The sequence below is a fragment of the Streptomyces sp. NPDC022910 genome (assembly GCF_055561075.1).
This window is the reverse complement of the sequence record NZ_JBVHHL010000005.1, coordinates 249,099-270,640: the sequence shown is the minus strand read 5'-3', so window position 1 is coordinate 270,640 and position 21,542 is coordinate 249,099. Positions and strand designations below refer to the sequence as shown.

Annotated in this window: 20 protein-coding genes and 1 pseudogene; all 21 read left to right on the top strand. The window is 66.3% G+C overall.

Features of this window, described 5'->3' with window-relative positions; genetic code table 11:
* Positions 1-443 precede the first annotated feature (443 nt).
* The 21 genes and pseudogenes from rpoB to rplE all read left to right on the top strand — a co-directional run bounded on the left by rpoB (position 444) and on the right by rplE (position 21,541).
* Entirely contained in the window at positions 444-3,929 is a 3,486-nt protein-coding gene (rpoB, locus tag ACZ3TS_RS07545; RefSeq protein ID WP_467614473.1) for a DNA-directed RNA polymerase subunit beta, read from the top strand.
* Positions 3,930-4,022: 93 nt separating this feature from the next.
* Complete coding sequence (locus tag ACZ3TS_RS07540) at positions 4,023-7,922, top strand: DNA-directed RNA polymerase subunit beta' (RefSeq protein WP_467614470.1); 3,900 nt, start codon at positions 4,023-4,025, stop codon at positions 7,920-7,922.
* Positions 7,923-8,545: 623 nt separating this feature from the next.
* Positions 8,546-8,917: a 30S ribosomal protein S12 gene (rpsL, locus tag ACZ3TS_RS07535; protein WP_003948652.1), complete on the top strand. Its 372-nt coding sequence runs from the start codon at positions 8,546-8,548 to the stop codon at positions 8,915-8,917.
* A 2-nt stretch (positions 8,918-8,919) separates the two neighbouring features.
* Positions 8,920-9,390: a 30S ribosomal protein S7 gene (rpsG, locus tag ACZ3TS_RS07530; protein WP_003992340.1), complete on the top strand. Its 471-nt coding sequence runs from the start codon at positions 8,920-8,922 to the stop codon at positions 9,388-9,390.
* Positions 9,391-9,429: 39 nt separating this feature from the next.
* On the top strand, positions 9,430-11,556 hold the full coding sequence (fusA, locus tag ACZ3TS_RS07525) for an elongation factor G (RefSeq protein WP_467614467.1): 2,127 nt from the start codon (positions 9,430-9,432) through the stop codon (positions 11,554-11,556).
* A 167-nt stretch (positions 11,557-11,723) separates the two neighbouring features.
* Positions 11,724-12,917, top strand: a complete 1,194-nt coding sequence (tuf, locus tag ACZ3TS_RS07520; RefSeq protein WP_467614464.1) for an elongation factor Tu — start codon at positions 11,724-11,726, stop codon at positions 12,915-12,917.
* Positions 12,918-13,142: 225 nt separating this feature from the next.
* Positions 13,143-14,045 (top strand): annotated as a pseudogene (locus ACZ3TS_RS07515) (glycosyl hydrolase 115 family protein); the annotation flags it as partial.
* Positions 14,046-14,656: 611 nt separating this feature from the next.
* On the top strand, positions 14,657-14,965 hold the full coding sequence (rpsJ, locus tag ACZ3TS_RS07510; RefSeq protein ID WP_003948644.1) for a 30S ribosomal protein S10: 309 nt from the start codon (positions 14,657-14,659) through the stop codon (positions 14,963-14,965).
* A 17-nt stretch (positions 14,966-14,982) separates the two neighbouring features.
* Positions 14,983-15,627 (top strand): 50S ribosomal protein L3, encoded by a 645-nt coding sequence (rplC, locus tag ACZ3TS_RS07505; RefSeq protein WP_467614461.1) that lies wholly within the window; start codon positions 14,983-14,985, stop codon positions 15,625-15,627.
* Between the two features lie 8 nt (positions 15,628-15,635).
* Complete coding sequence (gene rplD, locus ACZ3TS_RS07500; RefSeq protein ID WP_467614458.1) at positions 15,636-16,301, top strand: 50S ribosomal protein L4; 666 nt, start codon at positions 15,636-15,638, stop codon at positions 16,299-16,301.
* Positions 16,301-16,720 carry a 50S ribosomal protein L23 gene (rplW, locus tag ACZ3TS_RS07495; protein WP_467614456.1) on the top strand — a complete coding sequence of 140 codons (420 nt, stop codon included), beginning with the start codon at positions 16,301-16,303 and terminating at the stop codon, positions 16,718-16,720. Before rplD ends, rplW begins: the two co-directional genes overlap by 1 nt.
* Positions 16,721-16,760: 40 nt before the next feature.
* Complete coding sequence (rplB, locus tag ACZ3TS_RS07490; protein ID WP_234513438.1) at positions 16,761-17,597, top strand: 50S ribosomal protein L2; 837 nt, start codon at positions 16,761-16,763, stop codon at positions 17,595-17,597.
* Between the two features lie 12 nt (positions 17,598-17,609).
* Positions 17,610-17,891, top strand: coding sequence for a 30S ribosomal protein S19 (gene rpsS / locus ACZ3TS_RS07485; RefSeq protein WP_086726223.1), 282 nt, complete (start codon positions 17,610-17,612; stop codon positions 17,889-17,891).
* 44 nt (positions 17,892-17,935) lie between these two features.
* Positions 17,936-18,283, top strand: a complete 348-nt coding sequence (rplV, locus tag ACZ3TS_RS07480) for a 50S ribosomal protein L22 (RefSeq protein WP_028420772.1) — start codon at positions 17,936-17,938, stop codon at positions 18,281-18,283.
* Positions 18,283-19,110 carry a 30S ribosomal protein S3 gene (gene rpsC / locus ACZ3TS_RS07475; protein WP_004927271.1) on the top strand — a complete coding sequence of 276 codons (828 nt, stop codon included), beginning with the start codon at positions 18,283-18,285 and terminating at the stop codon, positions 19,108-19,110. The genes rplV and rpsC overlap by 1 nt, the downstream gene beginning before the upstream one ends.
* A 5-nt stretch (positions 19,111-19,115) precedes the next feature.
* A complete protein-coding gene (gene rplP, locus ACZ3TS_RS07470) occupies positions 19,116-19,535 on the top strand; it encodes a 50S ribosomal protein L16 (RefSeq protein WP_046418010.1) in 420 nt (139 codons plus the stop codon).
* On the top strand, positions 19,535-19,759 hold the full coding sequence (gene rpmC / locus ACZ3TS_RS07465; protein WP_054217228.1) for a 50S ribosomal protein L29: 225 nt from the start codon (positions 19,535-19,537) through the stop codon (positions 19,757-19,759). The genes rplP and rpmC overlap by 1 nt, the downstream gene beginning before the upstream one ends.
* The gene (gene rpsQ / locus ACZ3TS_RS07460; protein WP_004984524.1) at positions 19,759-20,043 is read left to right on the top strand and encodes a 30S ribosomal protein S17; all 285 of its coding nucleotides are present in this window, start codon (positions 19,759-19,761) and stop codon (positions 20,041-20,043) included. Before rpmC ends, rpsQ begins: the two co-directional genes overlap by 1 nt.
* 246 nt (positions 20,044-20,289) lie before the next feature.
* A complete protein-coding gene (gene rplN, locus ACZ3TS_RS07455; protein WP_003998823.1) occupies positions 20,290-20,658 on the top strand; it encodes a 50S ribosomal protein L14 in 369 nt (122 codons plus the stop codon).
* Positions 20,659-20,660: 2 nt separating this feature from the next.
* Positions 20,661-20,984, top strand: a complete 324-nt coding sequence (gene rplX / locus ACZ3TS_RS07450) for a 50S ribosomal protein L24 (protein ID WP_059127179.1) — start codon at positions 20,661-20,663, stop codon at positions 20,982-20,984.
* Positions 20,984-21,541, top strand: coding sequence for a 50S ribosomal protein L5 (rplE, locus tag ACZ3TS_RS07445; RefSeq protein WP_016434630.1), 558 nt, complete (start codon positions 20,984-20,986; stop codon positions 21,539-21,541). Before rplX ends, rplE begins: the two co-directional genes overlap by 1 nt.
* Position 21,542 lies beyond the last annotated feature (1 nt).

Below are 21,542 nucleotides of genomic sequence, written 5' to 3'. Positions count from 1 at the left end.
GGTGATCTTCGTCGTACCTCCTCAGGGCCCCGGTGACAGGCAGCAAGTGACGAGGGCAGCACCCGGTTTGGGCAAGGGGGGCCTTGACGAACTGCACGCAGCGCGCAATTCTCAGGACGCGTCGTCACAACGATCCGGATCCGAGGCATGGATCGACGACGAAGAGGGCAGTATCGATGTGCATCGAGGGCGTGGCTTGCCGCAGCTGTTGAGGGACAACGAGGGTCTCCGTCGTGAGCCTGCAATCCCGCACTGGACATCAGTGTGCCAAGTGGCTACACTGACCCTTTGCGCTGCCTGTTAGCTGCCTCCTGCCCGTCACCAGGAGCACGCCCCTTGCTTGAGCACGACGATCGAAAGTCTCTGACCTGGGACTTCTGTCTCTGTGCCCGGCGGGGACCGGGACGCGCGTAGTGAGTCCGAGCCCTCGGAAGGACCCCCTCTTGGCCGCCTCGCGCACTGCCTCGACCGCGAATACGAACAACGGCGCCAGCACCGCCCCGCTGCGCATCTCCTTTGCAAAGATCAAGGAGCCCCTCGAGGTTCCGAACCTTCTCGCGCTGCAAACCGAGAGCTTCGACTGGCTGCTCGGCAACGACGCGTGGAAGGCTCGCGTCGAGGAGGCTCTGGAGTCCGGTCAGGACGTCCCCACCAAGTCCGGTCTCGAGGAGATCTTCGAGGAGATCTCCCCGATCGAGGACTTCTCCGGGTCGATGTCGCTGACGTTCCGCGACCACCGCTTCGAGCCGCCGAAGAACTCGATCGACGAGTGCAAGGAGCGCGACTTCACGTACGCGGCTCCGCTCTTCGTCACGGCCGAATTCACCAACAACGAGACTGGTGAGATCAAGTCCCAGACCGTCTTCATGGGCGACTTCCCGCTCATGACGAACAAGGGCACCTTCGTCATCAACGGCACCGAGCGTGTCGTGGTGTCGCAGCTGGTCCGTTCGCCCGGTGTCTACTTCGACTCCACCATCGACAAGACGTCCGACAAGGACATCTTCTCGGCCAAGATCATCCCGTCCCGGGGTGCCTGGCTGGAGATGGAGATCGACAAGCGCGACATGGTCGGTGTCCGCATCGACCGCAAGCGCAAGCAGTCCGTGACCGTCCTCCTGAAGGCGCTCGGCTGGACCACCGAGCAGATCCTCGAGGAGTTCGGCGAGTACGAGTCCATGCGCGCCACCCTGGAGAAGGACCACACCCAGGGCCAGGACGACGCGCTGCTCGACATCTACCGCAAGCTGCGTCCGGGCGAGCCCCCCACGCGTGAGGCCGCGCAGACGCTTCTGGAGAACCTGTACTTCAACCCCAAGCGCTACGACCTCGCCAAGGTCGGCCGCTACAAGGTCAACAAGAAGCTGGGTGCGGACGCTCCGCTGGACGCGGGCATCCTGACCGTCGAGGACGTCATCTCGACGATCAAGTACCTGGTGAAGCTGCACGCCGGCGAGACCGAGACGGTCGGTGACAGCGGTGAGGCCATCGTCGTCGAGACCGACGACATCGACCACTTCGGCAACCGCCGCCTGCGCAGCGTCGGCGAACTCATCCAGAACCAGGTCCGTACGGGTCTGGCGCGGATGGAGCGCGTCGTGCGCGAGCGCATGACCACGCAGGACGTCGAGGCGATCACGCCGCAGACCCTGATCAACATTCGGCCGGTCGTCGCCTCCATCAAGGAGTTCTTCGGCACCAGCCAGCTGTCCCAGTTCATGGACCAGAACAACCCGCTGTCCGGGCTGACGCACAAGCGTCGTCTGTCCGCGCTCGGTCCGGGTGGTCTCTCCCGTGAGCGGGCCGGCTTCGAGGTCCGTGACGTGCACCCGTCTCACTACGGCCGTATGTGCCCGATCGAGACGCCCGAAGGCCCGAACATCGGTCTGATCGGTTCGCTGGCCTCCTACGGCCGGGTCAACGCGTTCGGTTTCGTCGAGACCCCGTACCGCAAGGTCAACGACGGCCAGGTCACCGACGAGGTCGACTACCTGACCGCCGACGAAGAGGACCGGTTCGTCATCGCGCAGGCCAACGCGACGCTGGGGGACGACCTCCGCTTCGCCGAGGCCCGTGTGTTGGTCCGCCGGCGTGGCGGTGAGGTCGACTACGTCAGCCCCGAGGACGTCGACTACATGGATGTCTCGCCGCGCCAGATGGTGTCGGTCGCGACCGCCATGATCCCGTTCCTCGAGCACGACGACGCCAACCGTGCCCTCATGGGCGCGAACATGATGCGCCAGGCCGTGCCGCTGATCAAGTCGGAGTCCCCGCTCGTCGGCACCGGCATGGAGTACCGCTCCGCCGTCGACGCCGGCGACGTGGTCAAGGCCGAGAAGGCGGGTGTGGTCCAGGAGGTCTCCGCGGACTACATCACCACCGCCAACGACGACGGCACGTACATCACGTACCGCCTGGCCAAGTTCGCCCGCTCCAACCAGGGCACCTCGGTCAACCAGAAGGTCATCGTCAACGAGGGCGACCGGGTCGTCGAGGGCCAGGTCCTCGCCGACGGTCCGGCCACCCAGAACGGCGAGATGGCGCTCGGCAAGAACCTGCTCGTGGCGTTCATGCCGTGGGAGGGTCACAACTACGAGGACGCGATCATCCTGTCGCAGCGCCTCGTGCAGGACGACGTCCTCTCCTCGATCCACATCGAGGAGCACGAGGTCGACGCCCGTGACACCAAGCTCGGCCCCGAGGAGATCACCCGGGACATCCCGAACGTCTCCGAGGAGGTCCTCGCCGACCTCGACGAGCGCGGCATCATCCGCATCGGTGCCGAGGTCATCGCCGGTGACATCCTCGTCGGCAAGGTCACCCCGAAGGGTGAGACCGAGCTGACGCCCGAGGAGCGCCTGCTGCGCGCGATCTTCGGTGAGAAGGCCCGTGAGGTCCGTGACACCTCGCTGAAGGTGCCGCACGGCGAGACCGGCAAGGTCATCGGCGTCCGCGTCTTCGACCGCGAGGAGGGCGACGAGCTTCCCCCGGGTGTGAACCAGCTTGTGCGCGTGTACGTGGCGCAGAAGCGCAAGATCACCGATGGTGACAAGCTCGCCGGCCGTCACGGCAACAAGGGTGTCATCTCGAAGATCCTGCCGATCGAGGACATGCCGTTCCTGGAGGACGGCACCCCGGTCGACATCATCCTCAACCCTCTGGGTGTGCCGTCCCGAATGAACCCGGGACAGGTCCTGGAGATCCACCTCGGCTGGCTCGCCAGCCGCGGCTGGGACGTCTCCGGGCTGGCCGACGAGTGGGCGCAGCGCCTGCAGGCGATCGGCGCCGACCAGGTCGACCCGCGGACCAACGTCGCGACCCCGGTCTTCGACGGTGCCCGCGAGGACGAGCTGGCGGGTCTGCTGCAGCACACCATCCCGAACCGCGACGGTGACCGCCTGGTTCTCCCGTCCGGCAAGGCGCGGCTGTTCGACGGCCGCTCCGGTGAGCCGTTCCCGGACCCGATCTCGGTCGGTTACATGTACATCCTGAAGCTGCACCACCTGGTCGACGACAAGCTGCACGCCCGCTCGACCGGTCCGTACTCGATGATCACCCAGCAGCCGCTGGGTGGTAAGGCCCAGTTCGGTGGCCAGCGCTTCGGCGAGATGGAGGTGTGGGCCCTCGAAGCCTACGGCGCCGCGTACGCCCTCCAGGAGCTGCTGACCATCAAGTCCGACGACGTCACCGGCCGCGTGAAGGTCTACGAGGCCATCGTCAAGGGCGAGAACATCCCCGAGCCCGGCATCCCCGAGTCCTTCAAGGTCCTCATCAAGGAGATGCAGTCCCTGTGCCTGAACGTGGAGGTGCTGTCCAGCGACGGTATGTCCATCGAGATGCGTGACACCGACGAGGACGTCTTCCGCGCTGCGGAGGAGCTCGGCATCGACCTGTCCCGGCGCGAGCCGAGCAGCGTCGAAGAGGTCTGACGGGAGTCCGGCGGGTCTGATCCCAAGGCCCGCCGACCCCCAGGCCCCCGTACAGACCGAAAGACTTACGACCCTGAGAGGGATTGACGCATAGTGCTCGACGTCAACTTCTTCGACGAGCTCCGGATCGGCCTGGCCACCGCTGACGACATCCGTCAGTGGAGCCACGGCGAGGTCAAGAAGCCCGAGACCATCAACTACCGCACCCTCAAGCCCGAGAAGGACGGCCTCTTCTGCGAGAAGATCTTCGGCCCGACCCGGGACTGGGAGTGCTACTGCGGCAAGTACAAGCGCGTCCGCTTCAAGGGCATCATCTGCGAGCGCTGTGGCGTTGAGGTCACGCGCGCGAAGGTGCGCCGTGAGCGGATGGGCCACATCGAGCTCGCCGCCCCCGTCACGCACATCTGGTACTTCAAGGGCGTTCCGTCGCGGCTGGGCTACCTGCTCGACCTCGCCCCGAAGGACCTGGAGAAGGTCATCTACTTCGCGGCGTACATGATCACGTACGTCGACGAGGAGCGCCGTACGCGTGACCTGCCCTCCCTGGAGGCGCACGTCTCCGTCGAGCGGCAGCAGATCGAGAACCGTCGTGACGCCGACCTGGAGGCCCGCGCCAAGAAGCTCGAGGCCGACCTGGCCGAGCTGGAGGCCGAGGGTGCCAAGGCCGATGTGCGCCGCAAGGTGCGCGAAGGTGCCGAGCGTGAGATGAAGCAGCTGCGCGACCGTGCGCAGCGCGAGATCGACCGCCTCGACGAGGTGTGGACCCGGTTCAAGAACCTCAAGGTCCAGGACCTCGAGGGCGACGAGCTGCTCTACCGCGAGCTGCGTGACCGCTTCGGCACGTACTTCGACGGTTCGATGGGTGCCGCGGCGCTGCAGAAGCGCCTGGAGTCCTTCGACCTGGAGGAGGAGGCCGAGCGTCTCCGCGAGATCATCCGTACCGGCAAGGGCCAGAAGAAGACCCGTGCGCTGAAGCGGCTGAAGGTCGTGTCTGCCTTCCTGCAGACCTCCAACAGCCCCAAGGGCATGGTTCTGGACTGCGTGCCGGTCATCCCGCCGGACCTGCGTCCGATGGTGCAGCTGGACGGTGGCCGCTTCGCGACCTCCGACCTGAACGACCTGTACCGCCGTGTGATCAACCGCAACAACCGTCTGAAGAGGCTCCTGGACCTCGGTGCCCCGGAGATCATCGTCAACAACGAGAAGCGCATGCTTCAGGAGGCTGTTGACGCCCTCTTCGACAACGGTCGTCGCGGCCGCCCGGTCACGGGCCCCGGCAACCGCCCGCTGAAGTCCCTCAGCGACATGCTGAAGGGCAAGCAGGGTCGTTTCCGTCAGAACCTGCTCGGCAAGCGTGTCGACTACTCGGCGCGTTCCGTGATCGTCGTCGGTCCGCAGCTGAAGCTGCACCAGTGCGGTCTGCCGAAGGCGATGGCGCTGGAGCTCTTCAAGCCGTTCGTGATGAAGCGCCTGGTCGACCTGAACCACGCGCAGAACATCAAGAGCGCCAAGCGCATGGTCGAGCGCGGCCGCACGGTCGTGTACGACGTGCTGGAAGAGGTCATCGCGGAGCACCCGGTTCTGCTGAACCGTGCGCCCACGCTGCACCGCCTCGGCATCCAGGCCTTCGAGCCGCAGCTGGTCGAGGGCAAGGCCATCCAGATCCACCCGCTCGTCTGCACCGCGTTCAACGCGGACTTCGACGGTGACCAGATGGCCGTGCACCTGCCGCTGTCCGCGGAGGCGCAGGCCGAGGCCCGCATCCTGATGCTGTCCTCGAACAACATCCTCAAGCCGGCCGACGGCCGCCCGGTCACGATGCCGACCCAGGACATGGTCCTCGGCCTGTTCTTCCTGACCACGGACGGCGAGATGCGGAACGTGAAGGGCGAGGACCGCTCCTTCGCGTCCGTGGCCGAGGCGATCATGGCGTTCGACGCCGGCGAGCTCTCGCTACAGTCGCGCGTGGACATCCGCTTCCCGGTGGGCACCATCCCGCCGCGCGGCTGGACCCCGCCGGCCCAGGAGGAGAGCGAGCCGGAGTGGCAGCAGGGTGACAGCTTCCGTCTGAGGACCACGCTGGGCCGTGCGCTCTTCAACGAGCTGCTGCCCGAGGACTACCCGTTCGTCGACTACGAGGTCGGCAAGAAGCAGCTCTCCGAGATCGTCAACGATCTCGCCGAGCGCTACCCGAAGGTCATCGTGGCGGCGACGCTCGACAACCTGAAGGCGGCCGGCTTCTTCTGGGCGACCCGTTCCGGCGTCACCGTCGCCATCTCCGACGTCGTCGTTCCCGAGGCGAAGAAGGAGATCGTCAAGGGCTACGAGGCGCAGGACGAGAAGGTCCAGAAGCAGTACGAGCGCGGTCTGATCACCAAGGACGAGCGCACCCAGGAGCTCATCGCCATCTGGACCAAGGCGACCAACGAGGTCGCCGAGGCGATGAACGACAACTTCCCGAAGACGAACCCGATCTTCATGATGGTGAACTCGGGTGCGCGAGGAAACATGATGCAGATGCGCCAGATCGCGGGTATGCGCGGTCTGGTGTCGAACGCGAAGAACGAGACGATCCCGCGGCCCATCAAGGCCTCGTTCCGTGAGGGTCTGTCCGTGCTGGAGTACTTCATCTCCACGCACGGTGCCCGTAAGGGTCTGGCGGACACCGCTCTGCGTACCGCCGACTCGGGTTACCTCACCCGTCGTCTGGTGGACGTCTCCCAGGACGTCATCATTCGCGAGGAGGACTGCGGCACCGACCGTGGCCTCAAGCTGCGCATCGCCGAGCGCGGCGCCGACGGCGTCCTGCGCAAGGCGGACAACGTCGAGACGTCCGTGTACGCGCGCTGCCTCGCCGAGGACATCGTCGTCGACGGCAGGGTGCTGGCCCCGGCCGGCACCGACCTGGGCGACGTGCTCATGGACGAGCTGATCGCACAGGGCGTCGAGGAGGTCAAGACCCGCTCGGTCCTGACCTGTGAGTCCGCCGTCGGCACGTGTGCCATGTGCTATGGCCGCTCGCTGGCCACCGGCAAGCTGGTCGACATCGGTGAGGCGGTCGGCATCATCGCCGCTCAGTCCATCGGTGAGCCCGGTACCCAGCTGACGATGCGTACCTTCCACACCGGTGGTGTGGCCGGTGACGACATCACCCAGGGTCTGCCGCGTGTCGTCGAGCTCTTCGAGGCCCGTACCCCGAAGGGTGTCGCCCCGATCTCCGAGGCCTCCGGCCGCGTCCGGATCGAGGAGACCGAGAAGACCAAGAAGATCGTCATCACGCCGGACGACGGCAGCGACGAGACGGCCTACCCGATCTCGAAGCGCGCCCGACTCCTGGTCAGCGAGGGCGAGCACGTCGAGGTGGGCCAGAAGCTCACCGTGGGTGCCACCAACCCGCACGACGTGCTGCGCATCCTGGGCCAGCGTGCCGTCCAGGTCCACCTGGTCGGCGAGGTCCAGAAGGTGTACAACTCGCAGGGTGTGTCGATCCACGACAAGCACATCGAGATCATCATCCGGCAGATGCTGCGCCGTGTGACGATCATCGAGTCCGGCGACGCCGAGCTGCTGCCCGGCGAGCTGGTCGAGCGCTCGAAGTTCGAGACCGAGAACCGTCGTGTGGTCCAGGAAGGCGGCCACCCGGCCTCCGGCCGTCCGCAGCTGATGGGTATCACCAAGGCCTCGCTGGCGACCGAGTCGTGGCTGTCGGCGGCGTCCTTCCAGGAGACGACCAGGGTCCTCACGGACGCGGCGATCAACGCCAAGTCCGACTCCCTGATCGGCCTCAAGGAGAACGTCATCATCGGTAAGCTCATCCCGGCCGGTACGGGCCTGTCCCGCTACCGCAACATCCGGGTGGAGCCGACCGAGGAGGCCAAGGCCGCAATGTACTCGGCCGTCGGCTACGACGACATCGACTACTCGCCGTTCGGCACGGGCTCCGGCCAGGCCGTGCCGCTGGAGGACTACGACTACGGTCCGTACAACCAGTAAGCGAGCAGCTTGAGTTGAGGGGCGGTCACCTTTCGGGGTGGCCGCCCTTCGGCGTCGGAGGTGCGGAGAGCGCGACCCCTGGCGAAGGGCGGCCGGGCAGCCGGAGTAGGTGGAGCGAGCCTATGGGCCCACGAGGCCCGTACGGCCCGCGAGCCGGTGCGGCCGGTGTCCTTTGTGCGCCGGCCCGCCCCGGGTCCGTCAGGCCGCCGGAGGCCACCGTGTCGGACACGCCGCGCGGCATACGGCCCGCGCCCGGACGCGCCGTACCGGCAAGCGCGAGAAGGAGGGGTCGAAGATCATGAAATACCGCCGTGAGGTGCGCGGATCATTGATTCGAAGATCACATACGGCGCTGGGGCTTGACATGGACCGCACGCCGATGCGGGCGCGGCCCATTTGTTTTGACCACAGCGAATGAGGTAGGTACGCTCAGACCTTGTGCCTGGGGTGTGCCCTGGCTCTCGTGCGTGCCTTCAACCGCATAGCGAGCCGTCATCGGCCACCGTAATCTGCGCCCTTTTCGCCTTGCGGCGGGAGTCTGCGGGATTCGACACACCCGACCGCGTGGGTCGGCGACGTTCCAGGTTAGCTGTACCCATCGGCACACAGAAACCGGAGAAGTAGTGCCTACGATCCAGCAGCTGGTCCGCAAGGGCCGGCAGGACAAGGTCGAGAAGAACAAGACGCCCGCACTCGAGGGTTCCCCTCAGCGTCGCGGCGTCTGCACGCGTGTGTTCACGACCACCCCGAAGAAGCCGAACTCGGCCCTCCGCAAGGTCGCGCGTGTGCGTCTGACCAGCGGCATCGAGGTCACCGCTTACATTCCGGGTGAGGGACACAACCTGCAGGAGCACTCCATCGTGCTCGTGCGCGGCGGCCGTGTGAAGGACCTGCCGGGTGTTCGCTACAAGATCATCCGCGGCTCGCTCGACACCCAGGGTGTCAAGAACCGCAAGCAGGCTCGCAGCCGTTACGGCGCCAAGAAGGAGAAGTAAGAATGCCTCGTAAGGGCCCCGCCCCGAAGCGTCCGGTCATCATCGACCCGGTCTACGGCTCCCCCCTGGTGACCTCCCTGATCAACAAGGTGCTGCTGAACGGCAAGCGCTCCACCGCCGAGCGCATCGTCTACGGCGCCATGGAGGGTCTGCGTGAGAAGACGGGCAACGACCCGATCATCACGCTGAAGCGCGCGCTGGAGAACATCAAGCCGACCCTCGAGGTCAAGTCCCGCCGTGTCGGTGGTGCGACGTACCAGGTTCCGATCGAGGTCAAGCCCGGTCGTGCCAACACGCTCGCGCTGCGCTGGCTCGTCGGTTACTCCCGCGCCCGTCGCGAGAAGACCATGACCGAGCGTCTGCTCAACGAGCTCCTCGACGCCTCCAACGGCCTCGGTGCCGCTGTGAAGAAGCGCGAGGACACGCACAAGATGGCCGAGTCCAACAAGGCCTTCGCGCACTACCGCTGGTAGTCGCTACCCACATCGAGACCGAGAGAAGACTGAAGCCTTATGGCTACCACTTCACTTGACCTGGCCAAGGTCCGCAATATCGGGATCATGGCCCACATCGACGCGGGCAAGACGACCACCACCGAGCGGATCCTGTTCTACACCGGCGTTTCGTACAAGATCGGTGAGGTCCACGACGGCGCTGCCACCATGGACTGGATGGAGCAGGAGCAGGAGCGTGGCATCACGATCACCTCTGCTGCCACCACCTGTCACTGGCCGCTGGAGAACGTCGACCACACCATCAACATCATCGACACCCCGGGCCACGTCGACTTCACGGTCGAGGTGGAGCGCTCCCTGCGCGTGCTCGACGGTGCCGTGACGGTGTTCGACGGCGTCGCCGGCGTTGAGCCGCAGTCCGAGACGGTGTGGCGTCAGGCGGACCGCTACGGCGTTCCGCGTATCTGCTTCGTCAACAAGCTCGACCGTACCGGTGCCGAGTTCCACCGCTGCGTCGACATGATCTCCGACCGTCTGGGCGCGCAGCCGCTGGTCATGCAGCTGCCGATCGGTGCCGAGGCTGACTTCAAGGGCGTCGTGGACCTGGTCCGCATGAAGGCCCTGGTCTGGTCCGCCGAGGCCACCAAGGGCGAGATGTACGACGTCGTCGACATCCCGGCCACGCACACCGAGGCGGCCGACGAGTGGCGCGGCAAGCTGCTCGAGGCCGTCGCGGAGAACGACGAAGAGATCATGGAGCTGTACCTGGAGGGCGAGGAGCCCTCCGAGGAGCAGCTGTACGCCGCGATCCGTCGTATCACCATCGCGTCCGGCAAGTCCAAGGACACCACGGTCACCCCGGTGTTCTGCGGCACCGCGTTCAAGAACAAGGGCGTCCAGCCCCTGCTCGACGCGGTCGTGCGCTACCTCCCCTCCCCTGTTGACATCGAGGCCATCGAGGGCCACGCCGTCAACGACCCGGAGGAGGTCGTCAAGCGCAAGCCGTCCGACGCCGAGCCGCTGTCCGCGCTGGCGTTCAAGATCATGAGCGACCCGCACCTCGGCAAGCTCACCTTCGTCCGGGTCTACTCGGGCCGCCTGGAGTCCGGCACGCAGGTGCTGAACTCCGTCAAGGGCAAGAAGGAGCGCATCGGCAAGATCTACCGCATGCACGCGAACAAGCGTGAGGAGATCGACTCGGTGGGTGCCGGCGACATCGTCGCCGTGATGGGCCTCAAGCAGACCACCACCGGTGAGACGCTGAGCGACGACAAGAACCCGGTCATCCTGGAGTCCATGGACTTCCCGGCGCCGGTCATCCAGGTCGCCATCGAGCCCAAGTCGAAGGGCGACCAGGAGAAGCTGGGCGTCGCGATCCAGCGCCTGGCCGAGGAGGACCCGTCCTTCCAGGTCCACTCGGACGAGGAGACCGGTCAGACCATCATCGGCGGCATGGGCGAGCTGCACCTCGAGGTGCTGGTCGACCGTATGCGCCGTGAGTTCAAGGTCGAGGCCAACGTCGGCAAGCCGCAGGTGGCGTACCGTGAGACGATCCGCAAGGCCGTCGAGCGTGTCGACTACACCCACAAGAAGCAGACTGGTGGTACCGGCCAGTTCGCGAAGGTGCAGATCGGCATCGAGCCGCTCGAGGGTGGCGACACCTCGTACGAGTTCGTGAACAAGGTGACCGGTGGTCGCATCCCGAAGGAGTACATTCCTTCGGTCGACGCCGGTGCGCAGGAGGCCATGCAGTTCGGCATCCTCGCCGGTTACGAGATGACCGGCGTGCGCGTCATCCTGCACGACGGTGCCTACCACGAGGTCGACTCCTCCGAGCTGGCGTTCAAGATCGCCGGATCGCAGGCCTTCAAGGAGGCCGCCCGCAAGGCCAGCCCCGTGCTGCTCGAGCCGATGATGGCCGTCGAGGTCACCACGCCCGAGGACTACATGGGTGATGTCATCGGTGACATCAACTCCCGCCGTGGCCAGATCCAGGCCATGGAGGAGCGTGCCGGCGCCCGTGTCGTGAAGGGCCTGGTTCCGCTGTCGGAGATGTTCGGCTACGTCGGCGACCTCCGCAGCAAGACGTCGGGTCGCGCGAGCTACTCGATGCAGTTCGACTCCTACGCCGAGGTTCCGCGGAACGTCGCCGAGGAGATCATCGCGAAGGCCAAGGGCGAGTAACGCACCCCGTTTACACGCTTTAGGCTTGACACCGACCGCCGGGGCTTCGACCCCGGAAAGAACCCCGGTTCTGACCCAGGGAAAAGACCCCGGCGGGCGGCACCCCAGCAAAGATCACCTGGCGCCGATGAGTAAGGCGTACAGAACCACTCCACAGGAGGACCCCAGTGGCGAAGGCGAAGTTCGAGCGGACTAAGCCGCACGTCAACATCGGCACCATCGGTCACATCGACCACGGTAAGACGACCCTCACGGCCGCCATTACCAAGGTGCTGCACGACGCGTACCCGGACCTGAACGAGGCCACCCCGTTCGACAACATCGACAAGGCGCCCGAGGAGCGCCAGCGCGGTATCACCATCTCCATCGCGCACGTCGAGTACCAGACCGAGTCGCGTCACTACGCCCACGTCGACTGCCCGGGTCACGCGGACTACATCAAGAACATGATCACCGGTGCCGCGCAGATGGACGGCGCGATCCTGGTGGTCGCCGCGACCGACGGCCCGATGCCGCAGACCAAGGAGCACGTGCTCCTGGCCCGCCAGGTCGGCGTTCCCTACATCGTTGTCGCCCTGAACAAGGCCGACATGGTGGACGACGAGGAGATCCTGGAGCTCGTCGAGCTCGAGGTCCGTGAGCTCCTCACCGAGTACGAGTTCCCGGGCGACGACGTTCCGGTCGTCCAGGTCTCCGCTCTGAAGGCGCTCGAGGGCGACGCGAAGTGGACCCAGTCGGTCCTCGACCTGATGAACGCCGTCGACACCTCCATCCCGGAGCCCGAGCGTGACGTCGACAAGCCGTTCCTGATGCCGATCGAGGACGTCTTCACGATCACCGGTCGCGGTACGGTCGTCACCGGCCGTATCGAGCGTGGTGTCCTGAAGGTCAACGAGACCGTCGACATCATCGGCATCAAGCCGGAGAAGACCTCCACCACGGTCACCGGCATCGAGATGTTCCGCAAGCTGCTCGACGAGGGCCAGGCCGGTGAGAACGTCGGTCTGCTGCTCCGCGGCATCAAGCGCGAGGACGTCGAGCGCGGCCAGGTCATCATCAAGCCGGGCTCGGTCACCCCGCACACCGAGTTCGAGGCGCAGGCCTACATCCTGTCCAAGGACGAGGGTGGCCGCCACACGCCGTTCTTCAACAACTACCGCCCGCAGTTCTACTTCCGTACGACGGACGTGACCGGCGTGGTGACCCTCCCCGAGGGCACCGAGATGGTCATGCCGGGTGACAACACCGAGATGTCGGTGCAGCTCATCCAGCCCATCGCCATGGAAGAGGGCCTGAAGTTCGCCATCCGTGAGGGTGGCCGCACCGTGGGCGCCGGCCAGGTCACCAAGATCGTCAAGTAAGTTCTTCCTGCTTGAGGGTCAACTGACCTGAAGAGGCCCGTACGACTCCGGTCGTACGGGCCTCTTCGCTGTTCCGGCGTCGCTGTTCCGAAAGTATTCGGCGCGTACGACCCATTGTTCCCTCGGTGCACTCCACACAGTATTTGTCATGCCGCAAAGCAAATTCTGGCGAAGGCGGCGGACCGGATCGCGCGGAGGCTGCCAGGTGCCGCGCAGGACGCGTGGGTGAAGAGGATCGAGGTGCCGTCGGCGGCGGAACTCGGGGTGGCGGTGGACGGCTCGGCGCAATGGTGGCTGCACGCGGCCGGTGAACCGGAGCCTTTGGTGTTCAGCCCGTACCAGACGCGCCCGCGCCCGTGCCTCGAGGTGTTCAACCGGGGTCGTACGCCTTTCCGGTACCGGATCGAGGCATCGGCATCGTGGCTGCTGGCGGACCGCCCGCGGGGCCGGGTCGAGCAGCAGGTACGGGTGGAGTTGGCGGTCGACTGGTCGCGGGTGCCCGAGGGGCGCACGGAGGCCTCGCTGACCGTGTCCGGGGCGGGCGGGTCGTTGAGCGTGTCCTGCGTGGCCGAGAAGCCGTCGCCGCGGGGCCTGCGAGGCTTCGTGGAGGCGGGCGGATACGTGGCGATCGACACGGAGCACCACGACGTGGCGGTGGGGACCTGGCAGCGCATCGACCGCATCGGCCGTACGGGGGCCGGGATGACCCCGTGGCCGGTCACGGCACCGCGCGCGACCCCCGGCGGAGCGGCCTCGCCCCGCCTGGAGTACGAGGTGACCCTGCTGACGTCGGGCGAGGTGACGGTGTGGGCGTACGTCTCGCCGCGCAATCCGGCACTGCCGACGGGCGGCCTCCGCTACGCGGTGTCCTTCGACGACGGGTCACCGCAAACGGTCCACATCAACGCGGCCACGGGTGCCGACGACGGGCTGATGAACATGCAGTGGGCCCGGAACACGTCGAACAGCGTGAACAGGACCGCTACGAGGCATGTGATCACGCAGGCCGGGGTGCACCGCCTGAAGTTCTGGACGGTGGATCCGACGGTGGTGCTGCAACGGCTGCTGATCGACACGGGCGGGTTGCCGGAGTTGCATCTGGGTCCGGCGGAGAGTCGCCGTCCGTAGCGCCTTGGGGCCGACCCGTGGTGTGAGTTCGGGGGGCCGCCCGATAGCGGCCCCCGAATGCATGGCGGGGTCACCCGAACACGATGTGGTCCACGGCTGAAGCGCAGGGGCGCGACCCGCGCCCGGGGCGGTCTCGCCCAGGGCGTACGCGGAGAGAGTGGTCGGCGGCAGGGGGCGACCTGCGTCGCCGCCCACCCCGGGTTTCACTCACGTCACCGCCGGGGTAGCCTCTACGGCCCGATTGGCCAGCGCCCCGTCACATATGGCAGACTGTCCGAGTTGCTCGGTCGAGTGTTGATGCTGCGCGCCTCCCGCCGGGAGGACCGGAAGCGAGTCCCACAGTACTCGTCGCCCTAACTGCCTGATGGCAGCGCTGGGGCGGACGTACGGGAATCTTTCGGGAAGCGTGGGTGCGGCACCGGCCAGGCGCCCGGTGGGCTTTTCGCCCTCGGTCCCACGGTTCCGGAAGGGCCGTGTTCCCCCAGCAGGGATGTTCGAACAAGGGGCATCTGTGTCAGCGGGAGCGCGACACGCCCGACCGCGTGGGTCGGAGAGAAGGGCTGGTACGCCGGGTTCCAGAGCGTTAAAAGAGACAGGACTACGGAGTAGCCATGGCGGGACAGAAGATCCGCATTCGGCTCAAGGCCTACGACCACGAGGTCATCGACTCCTCGGCGAAGAAGATCGTCGAGACGGTGACCCGTACCGGTGCGTCGGTCGCGGGCCCGGTGCCGCTGCCCACTGAGAAGAACGTGTACTGCGTCATCAAGTCGCCGCACAAGTACAAGGACTCGCGCGAGCACTTCGAGATGCGCACGCACAAGCGCCTGATCGACATTCTCGACCCCACCCCCAAGACCGTTGACTCTCTGATGCGACTCGACCTCCCGGCCGGTGTCGACATCGAGATCAAGCTCTGAGGGTCGGTGAGCTGAGAATGGCTAAGCAGATCAAGGGCATCCTGGGCGAGAAGCTGGGCATGACGCAGGTGTGGGACGAGAACAACCGTGTTGTTCCGGTCACCGTCGTCAAGGCCGGCCCCAACGTCGTCACCCAGGTCCGCACGAACGACGTCGACGGCTACGAGTCCGTCCAGATCGCGTTCGGCGAGATCGACCCGCGCAAGGTGAACAAGCCCCTCAAGGGCCACTTCGCCAAGGCGGACGTCACCCCGCGTCGTCACCTCGTCGAGATCCGCACGTCGGATGCCTCCGAGTACACCCTCGGCCAGGAGATCACCGCTGAGGTGTTCGAGGCCGGTGTGAAGGTCGACGTCACCGGCAACAGCAAGGGCAAGGGCTTCGCCGGTGTCATGAAGCGTCACAACTTCAAGGGCCTCGGCGCCGGTCACGGCGTTCAGCGCAAGCACCGCTCGCCTGGTTCCATCGGTGGCTGCGCCACCCCGGGCCGTGTGTTCAAGGGCGTCCGCATGGCGGGTCGCATGGGCAACGAGCGGGTCACCACCCAGAACCTGACCGTCCACGCCGTTGACGCGGAGAAGGGTCTGCTGCTCATCAAGGGCGCGGTTCCCGGTCCGAACGGCGGCCTCGTCCTGGTCCGCACCGCGGCCAAGGGGGCCTGAGGTAACCGATGAGCACTGTTGACATCCTTTCGCCTGCCGGCGAGAAGACCGGTAGCGTCGAACTCCCCGCGGAGATCTTCGGCGTGGAGAAGGTCAGCATCCCGCTGATCCACCAGGTCGTCGTCGCGCAGAACGCGGCCGCCCGCCAGGGCACGCACAAGACCAAGACCCGCGCCGAAGTCCGTGGTGGTGGCAGGAAGCCGTACCGCCAGAAGGGCACCGGCCGCGCCCGTCAGGGCTCGACCCGCGCGCCGCAGTTCGCCGGTGGTGGCGTCGTGCACGGTCCCGTGCCGCGTGACTACTCGCAGCGGACCCCGAAGAAGATGAAGGCCGCGGCCCTGCGCCACGCCCTCACCGACCGGGCCCGCCACAACCGCATCCACGTCGTCACCGGCGTGATCGAGGGCGAGACGCCCTCCACCAAGGCCGCCAAGACGCTGTTCGGCAAGATCTCGGAGCGCAAGAACCTGCTCCTGGTCGTCGAGCGCGCCGACGAGGCCGCGTGGCTGTCCGCTCGCAACCTGCCCCAGGTCCACATCCTGGAGCCGGGCCAGCTGAACACGTACGACGTGATCGTCTCCGACGACGTGGTCTTCACCCAGGCCGCTTTCGAGTCCTTCGTGTCCGGGCAGCCCGCTGGCCGGTCTAACGACACCGAAGGGAGCGAGGTCTGATGGCCATCCGTCACCCCGCCATTGCCTCGAAGGCCGCCAAGGCCGCCAAGGCCGCGCGCGTCGCCAAGGCGCGTCGCCACGCCGCCGAGGGCAAGAACACCGTCGTCACCCCGGTGAGCAAGGCGTACACGGACCCCCGTGACGTCCTGCTCAAGCCGGTCGTGTCGGAGAAGAGCTACGCGCTTCTCGACGAGAACAAGTACACGTTCATCGTCGCCCCGGGCGCCAACAAGACCCAGATCAAGCAGGCCGTGCAGGCGGTCTTCTCGGTCAAGGTCACCGGGGTCAACACGATCAACCGCCAGGGCAAGCGCAAGCGGACCCGCACGGGCTTCGGCCAGCGTGCCGCCACCAAGCGCGCGATCGTGACCCTCGCCGAGGGCGACCGTATCGACATCTTCGGCGGTCCGACCGCCTGAGGGCGGTCCGGATCGTCCGATATCGGACGAGGACTGAGAAATGGGAATCCGCAAGTACAAGCCGACTACGCCGGGCCGTCGTGGCGCCAGCGTCGCCGACTTCGTCGAGGTCACGCGGTCCACGCCGGAGAAGTCGCTGGTCCGCCCCCTGCACAGCAAGGGCGGCCGTAACAACGCCGGTCGTGTGACCGTTCGCCACCAGGGTGGCGGACACAAGCGCGCCTACCGTGTGATCGACTTCCGTCGTCACGACAAGGACGGCGTGCCGGCGAAGGTCGCGCACATCGAGTACGACCCCAACCGCACCGCGCGCATCGCGCTGCTGCACTACGCGGACGGCGAGAAGCGCTACATCCTCGCGCCGCGTGGCCTGTCGCAGGGCGACCGCGTCGAGAACGGTCCCGGGGCCGACATCAAGCCGGGCAACAACCTGGCTCTCCGCAACATCCCGGTCGGTACGACCCTGCACGCGATCGAGCTGCGTCCGGGCGGCGGCGCCAAGTTCGCCCGCTCCGCCGGTGCGTCCGTGCAGCTGCTCGCGAAGGAGGGCGCCTACGCCCACCTGCGCATGCCGTCCGGTGAGATCCGTCTGGTCGACGTGCGCTGCCGCGCCACCGTCGGCGAGGTCGGCAACGCGGAGCAGAGCAACATCAACTGGGGCAAGGCCGGCCGTAAGCGCTGGCTGGGCGTCCGCCCGACTGTGCGTGGTGTGGTCATGAACCCCGTGGACCACCCGCACGGTGGTGGTGAGGGCCGTACCTCCGGTGGTCGCCACCCGGTGTCCCCGTGGGGTCAGAAGGAAGGCCGTACTCGTTCCGCCAAGAAGGCGAGCAACAAGTACATCGTCCGCCGCCGCAAGACGAACAAGAAGCGCTAAGGACGGGTTGAGATGCCTCGTAGCTTGAAGAAGGGGCCCTTCGTCGACGACCACCTGATGAAGAAGGTGGATGTCCAGAACGAAGCCGGCACCAAGAACGTCATCAAGACCTGGTCCCGCCGCTCGATGATCGTCCCGGCCATGCTCGGCCACACGATCGCGGTGCACAACGGCAAGACCCACATCCCGGTGTTTGTCACCGAGTCGATGGTCGGCCACAAGCTCGGCGAGTTCTCGCCGACCCGCACCTTCCGGGGCCACGTCAAGGAAGACCGGAAGTCGAAGCGCCGCTAGCCAGCGGGGTGCGAATGACCATGACAAACATCGAAGGGACAACCATGGAAGCCAGGGCCCAGGCGCGGTACATCCGCGTCACGCCCATGAAGGCCCGCCGTGTGGTGGACCTCATCCGTGGCATGGATGCCACGGAGGCTCAGGCGGTCCTGCGTTTCGCCCCGCAGGCCGCGAGCGTGCCGGTCGGCAAGGTGCTGGACAGCGCCATCGCCAACGCCGCGCACAACTACGACCACACCGATGTCGACAGCCTCTACATCTCCGAGGCCTACGTCGACGAGGGCCCGACCCTGAAGCGGTTCCGTCCGCGTGCCCAGGGCCGTGCCTACCGGATCCGCAAGCGGACCAGCCACATCACCGTGGTCGTCAGCAGCAAGGAAGGAACCCGGTAATGGGCCAGAAGGTAAACCCGCATGGGTTCCGGCTCGGTGTCACCACCGACTTCAAGTCGCGTTGGTACGCCGACAAGCTGTACAAGGACTACGTCAAGGAAGACGTCGCCATCCGTCGGATGATGACGTCCGGCATGGAGCGCGCCGGCATCTCCAAGGTCGAGATCGAGCGCACCCGTGACCGCGTCCGCGTGGACATCCACACCGCGCGTCCGGGCATCGTCATCGGCCGCCGTGGCGCCGAGGCCGACCGCATCCGCGGCGACCTCGAGAAGCTGACGGGCAAGCAGGTCCAGCTGAACATCCTCGAGGTCAAGAACCCCGAGACCGACGCTCAGCTCGTGGCCCAGGCCGTTGCCGAGCAGCTGTCCTCCCGCGTCTCCTTCCGCCGCGCCATGCGCAAGAGCATGCAGTCGGCGATGAAGGCGGGCGCCAAGGGCATCAAGATCCAGTGCGGTGGCCGCCTCGGCGGCGCCGAGATGTCCCGCTCGGAGTTCTACCGCGAGGGCCGTGTGCCCCTGCACACGCTCCGCGCGAACGTGGACTACGGCTTCTTCGAGGCCAAGACGACCTTCGGCCGCATCGGTGTGAAGGTCTGGATCTACAAGGGCGACGTCAAGAACATCGCCGAGGTCCGCGCCGAGAACGCCGCTGCCCGTGCCGGCAACCGCCCGGCCCGTGGCGGTGCCGACCGTCCGGCCCGTGGTGGCCGCGGTGGCGAGCGTGGCGGGCGCGGTCGCAAGCCGCAGCAGGCTCCGGCTGCCGAGGCCCCCAAGGCCGAGGCTCCCGCCGCCGCTCCGGCTGAGAGCACCGGAACGGAGGCCTGACCGACATGCTGATCCCCCGTAGGGTCAAGCACCGCAAGCAGCACCACCCGAAGCGCGATGGTATGTCCAAGGGTGGAACGCAGGTTGCGTTCGGCGAGTACGGCATCCAGGCGCTGACCCCGGCCTACGTGACGAACCGCCAGATCGAGGCGGCTCGTATCGCGATGACCCGCCACATCAAGCGTGGCGGCAAGGTCTGGATCAACATCTACCCGGACCGTCCGCTGACCAAGAAGCCCGCCGAGACCCGCATGGGTTCCGGTAAGGGTTCGCCGGAGTGGTGGATCGCGAACGTCAAGCCCGGTCGCGTGATGTTCGAGCTGTCCTACCCGAACGAGAAGATCGCCCGTGAGGCGCTGACCCGTGCGGCCCACAAGCTGCCGATGAAGTGCCGGATCGTCAAGCGCGAGGCAGGTGAAGCGTGATGTCGGCCGGTACCAAGGCGTCCGAGCTGCGCGAGCTGGGCAACGAGGAGCTTCTGGACAAGCTCCGCGAGGCCAAGGAAGAGCTGTTCAACCTCCGCTTCCAGGCGGCGACGGGCCAGCTCGAGAACCACGGCCGTCTGAAGGCGGTCCGCAAGGACATCGCGCGGATCTACACCCTGATGCGCGAGCGTGAGCTGGGCATCGAAACGGTGGAGAACGCCTGATGAGCGAGAACAACGTGACTGAGAACACTGAGGCGCGCGGCTTCCGCAAGACCCGTGAGGGTCTCGTCGTCAGCGACAAGATGGACAAGACCGTCGTCGTCGCCGTCGAGGACCGCGTCAAGCACGCGCTGTACGGCAAGGTCATCCGCCGTACGAACAAGCTCAAGGCGCACGACGAGCAGAACGCCGCGGGTGTCGGCGACCGCGTCCTCCTCATGGAGACCCGGCCGCTGTCCGCGACGAAGCGCTGGCGCGTCGTCGAGATCCTCGAGAAGGCCAAGTAGTCCCTGCGGGGCCCAGCCCCCAGGACAAGTTCCGCCTACTCGGTGGGTGGGTCCGTGAATCACTTGCGGACCCACCTGCCGGGGACCGGCTGAGCTGCGAAAACGCGCGCGTTCGAAGCGTGAGTTGTTTTACGGAGCTCTTCCGGTAGGCCAGTAATTCCTGCGGAACATCCCCCGCAGGACAGTTCCGCCAGGCTCTCCGGGCTCAACACCCGGAGGGAACCGGCAGACAAACAGGAGATAGACGTGATCCAGCAGGAGTCGCGACTGCGTGTCGCCGACAACACTGGTGCGAAGGAGATCCTCTGCATCCGTGTGCTCGGTGGCTCCGGCCGCCGCTACGCGGGCATCGGTGACGTCATCGTCGCCACCGTCAAGGACGCGATCCCCGGTGGCAACGTGAAGAAGGGTGACGTCGTCAAGGCCGTCATCGTTCGCACCGTCAAGGAGCGCCGCCGTCCGGACGGCTCGTACATCCGCTTCGACGAGAACGCCGCCGTCATTCTGAAGAACGACGGCGACCCTCGCGGCACCCGCATCTTCGGCCCGGTCGGCCGTGAGCTGCGCGAGAAGAAGTTCATGAAGATCATCTCGCTCGCGCCGGAGGTGCTGTAAGCATGAAGATCAAGAAGGGCGACCTGGTCCAGGTCATCACCGGCAAGGACAAGGGCAAGCAGGGCAAGGTCATTGCCGCTTACCCGCGCGACGAGCGAGTCCTGGTCGAGGGTGTCAACCGGGTCAAGAAGCACACCAAGGCCGGTCCGACCGCCAGCGGTTCCCAGGCCGGCGGCATCGTGACCACCGAGGCCCCGATCCACGTGTCCAACGTTCAGCTGGTCGTGGAGAAGGACGGCAACAAGGTCGTCACGCGTGTCGGCTACCGCTTCGACGAGAACGGCAACAAGATCCGCGTTGCCAAGCGGACGGGTGAGGACATCTGATGGCTACCACCACCACTCCGCGTCTGAAGCAGAAGTACCGCGAGGAGATCGCGGGCAAGCTGCGTGACGAGTTCAAGTACGAGAACGTCATGCAGATCCCGGGCCTCGTCAAGATCGTGGTCAACATGGGTGTGGGCGACGCCGCCCGCGACTCCAAGCTGATCGAGGGCGCCATCCGCGACCTCACCACGATCACCGGTCAGAAGCCGGCCGTCACCAAGGCCCGCAAGTCCATCGCGCAGTTCAAGCTGCGTGAGGGTCAGCCGATCGGTGCCCACGTCACGCTCCGTGGCGACCGCATGTGGGAGTTCCTGGACCGCACCCTGTCGCTCGCGCTGCCGCGTATCCGCGACTTCCGCGGCCTGTCCCCCAAGCAGTTCGACGGCCGTGGCAACTACACCTTCGGTCTCACGGAGCAGGTCATGTTCCACGAGATCGACCAGGACAAGATCGACCGCGTCCGGGGTATGGACATCACCGTGGTCACCACGGCGACCAACGACGCTGAGGGCCGCGCGCTCCTTCGTCACCTCGGCTTCCCGTTCAAGGAGGCGTGAG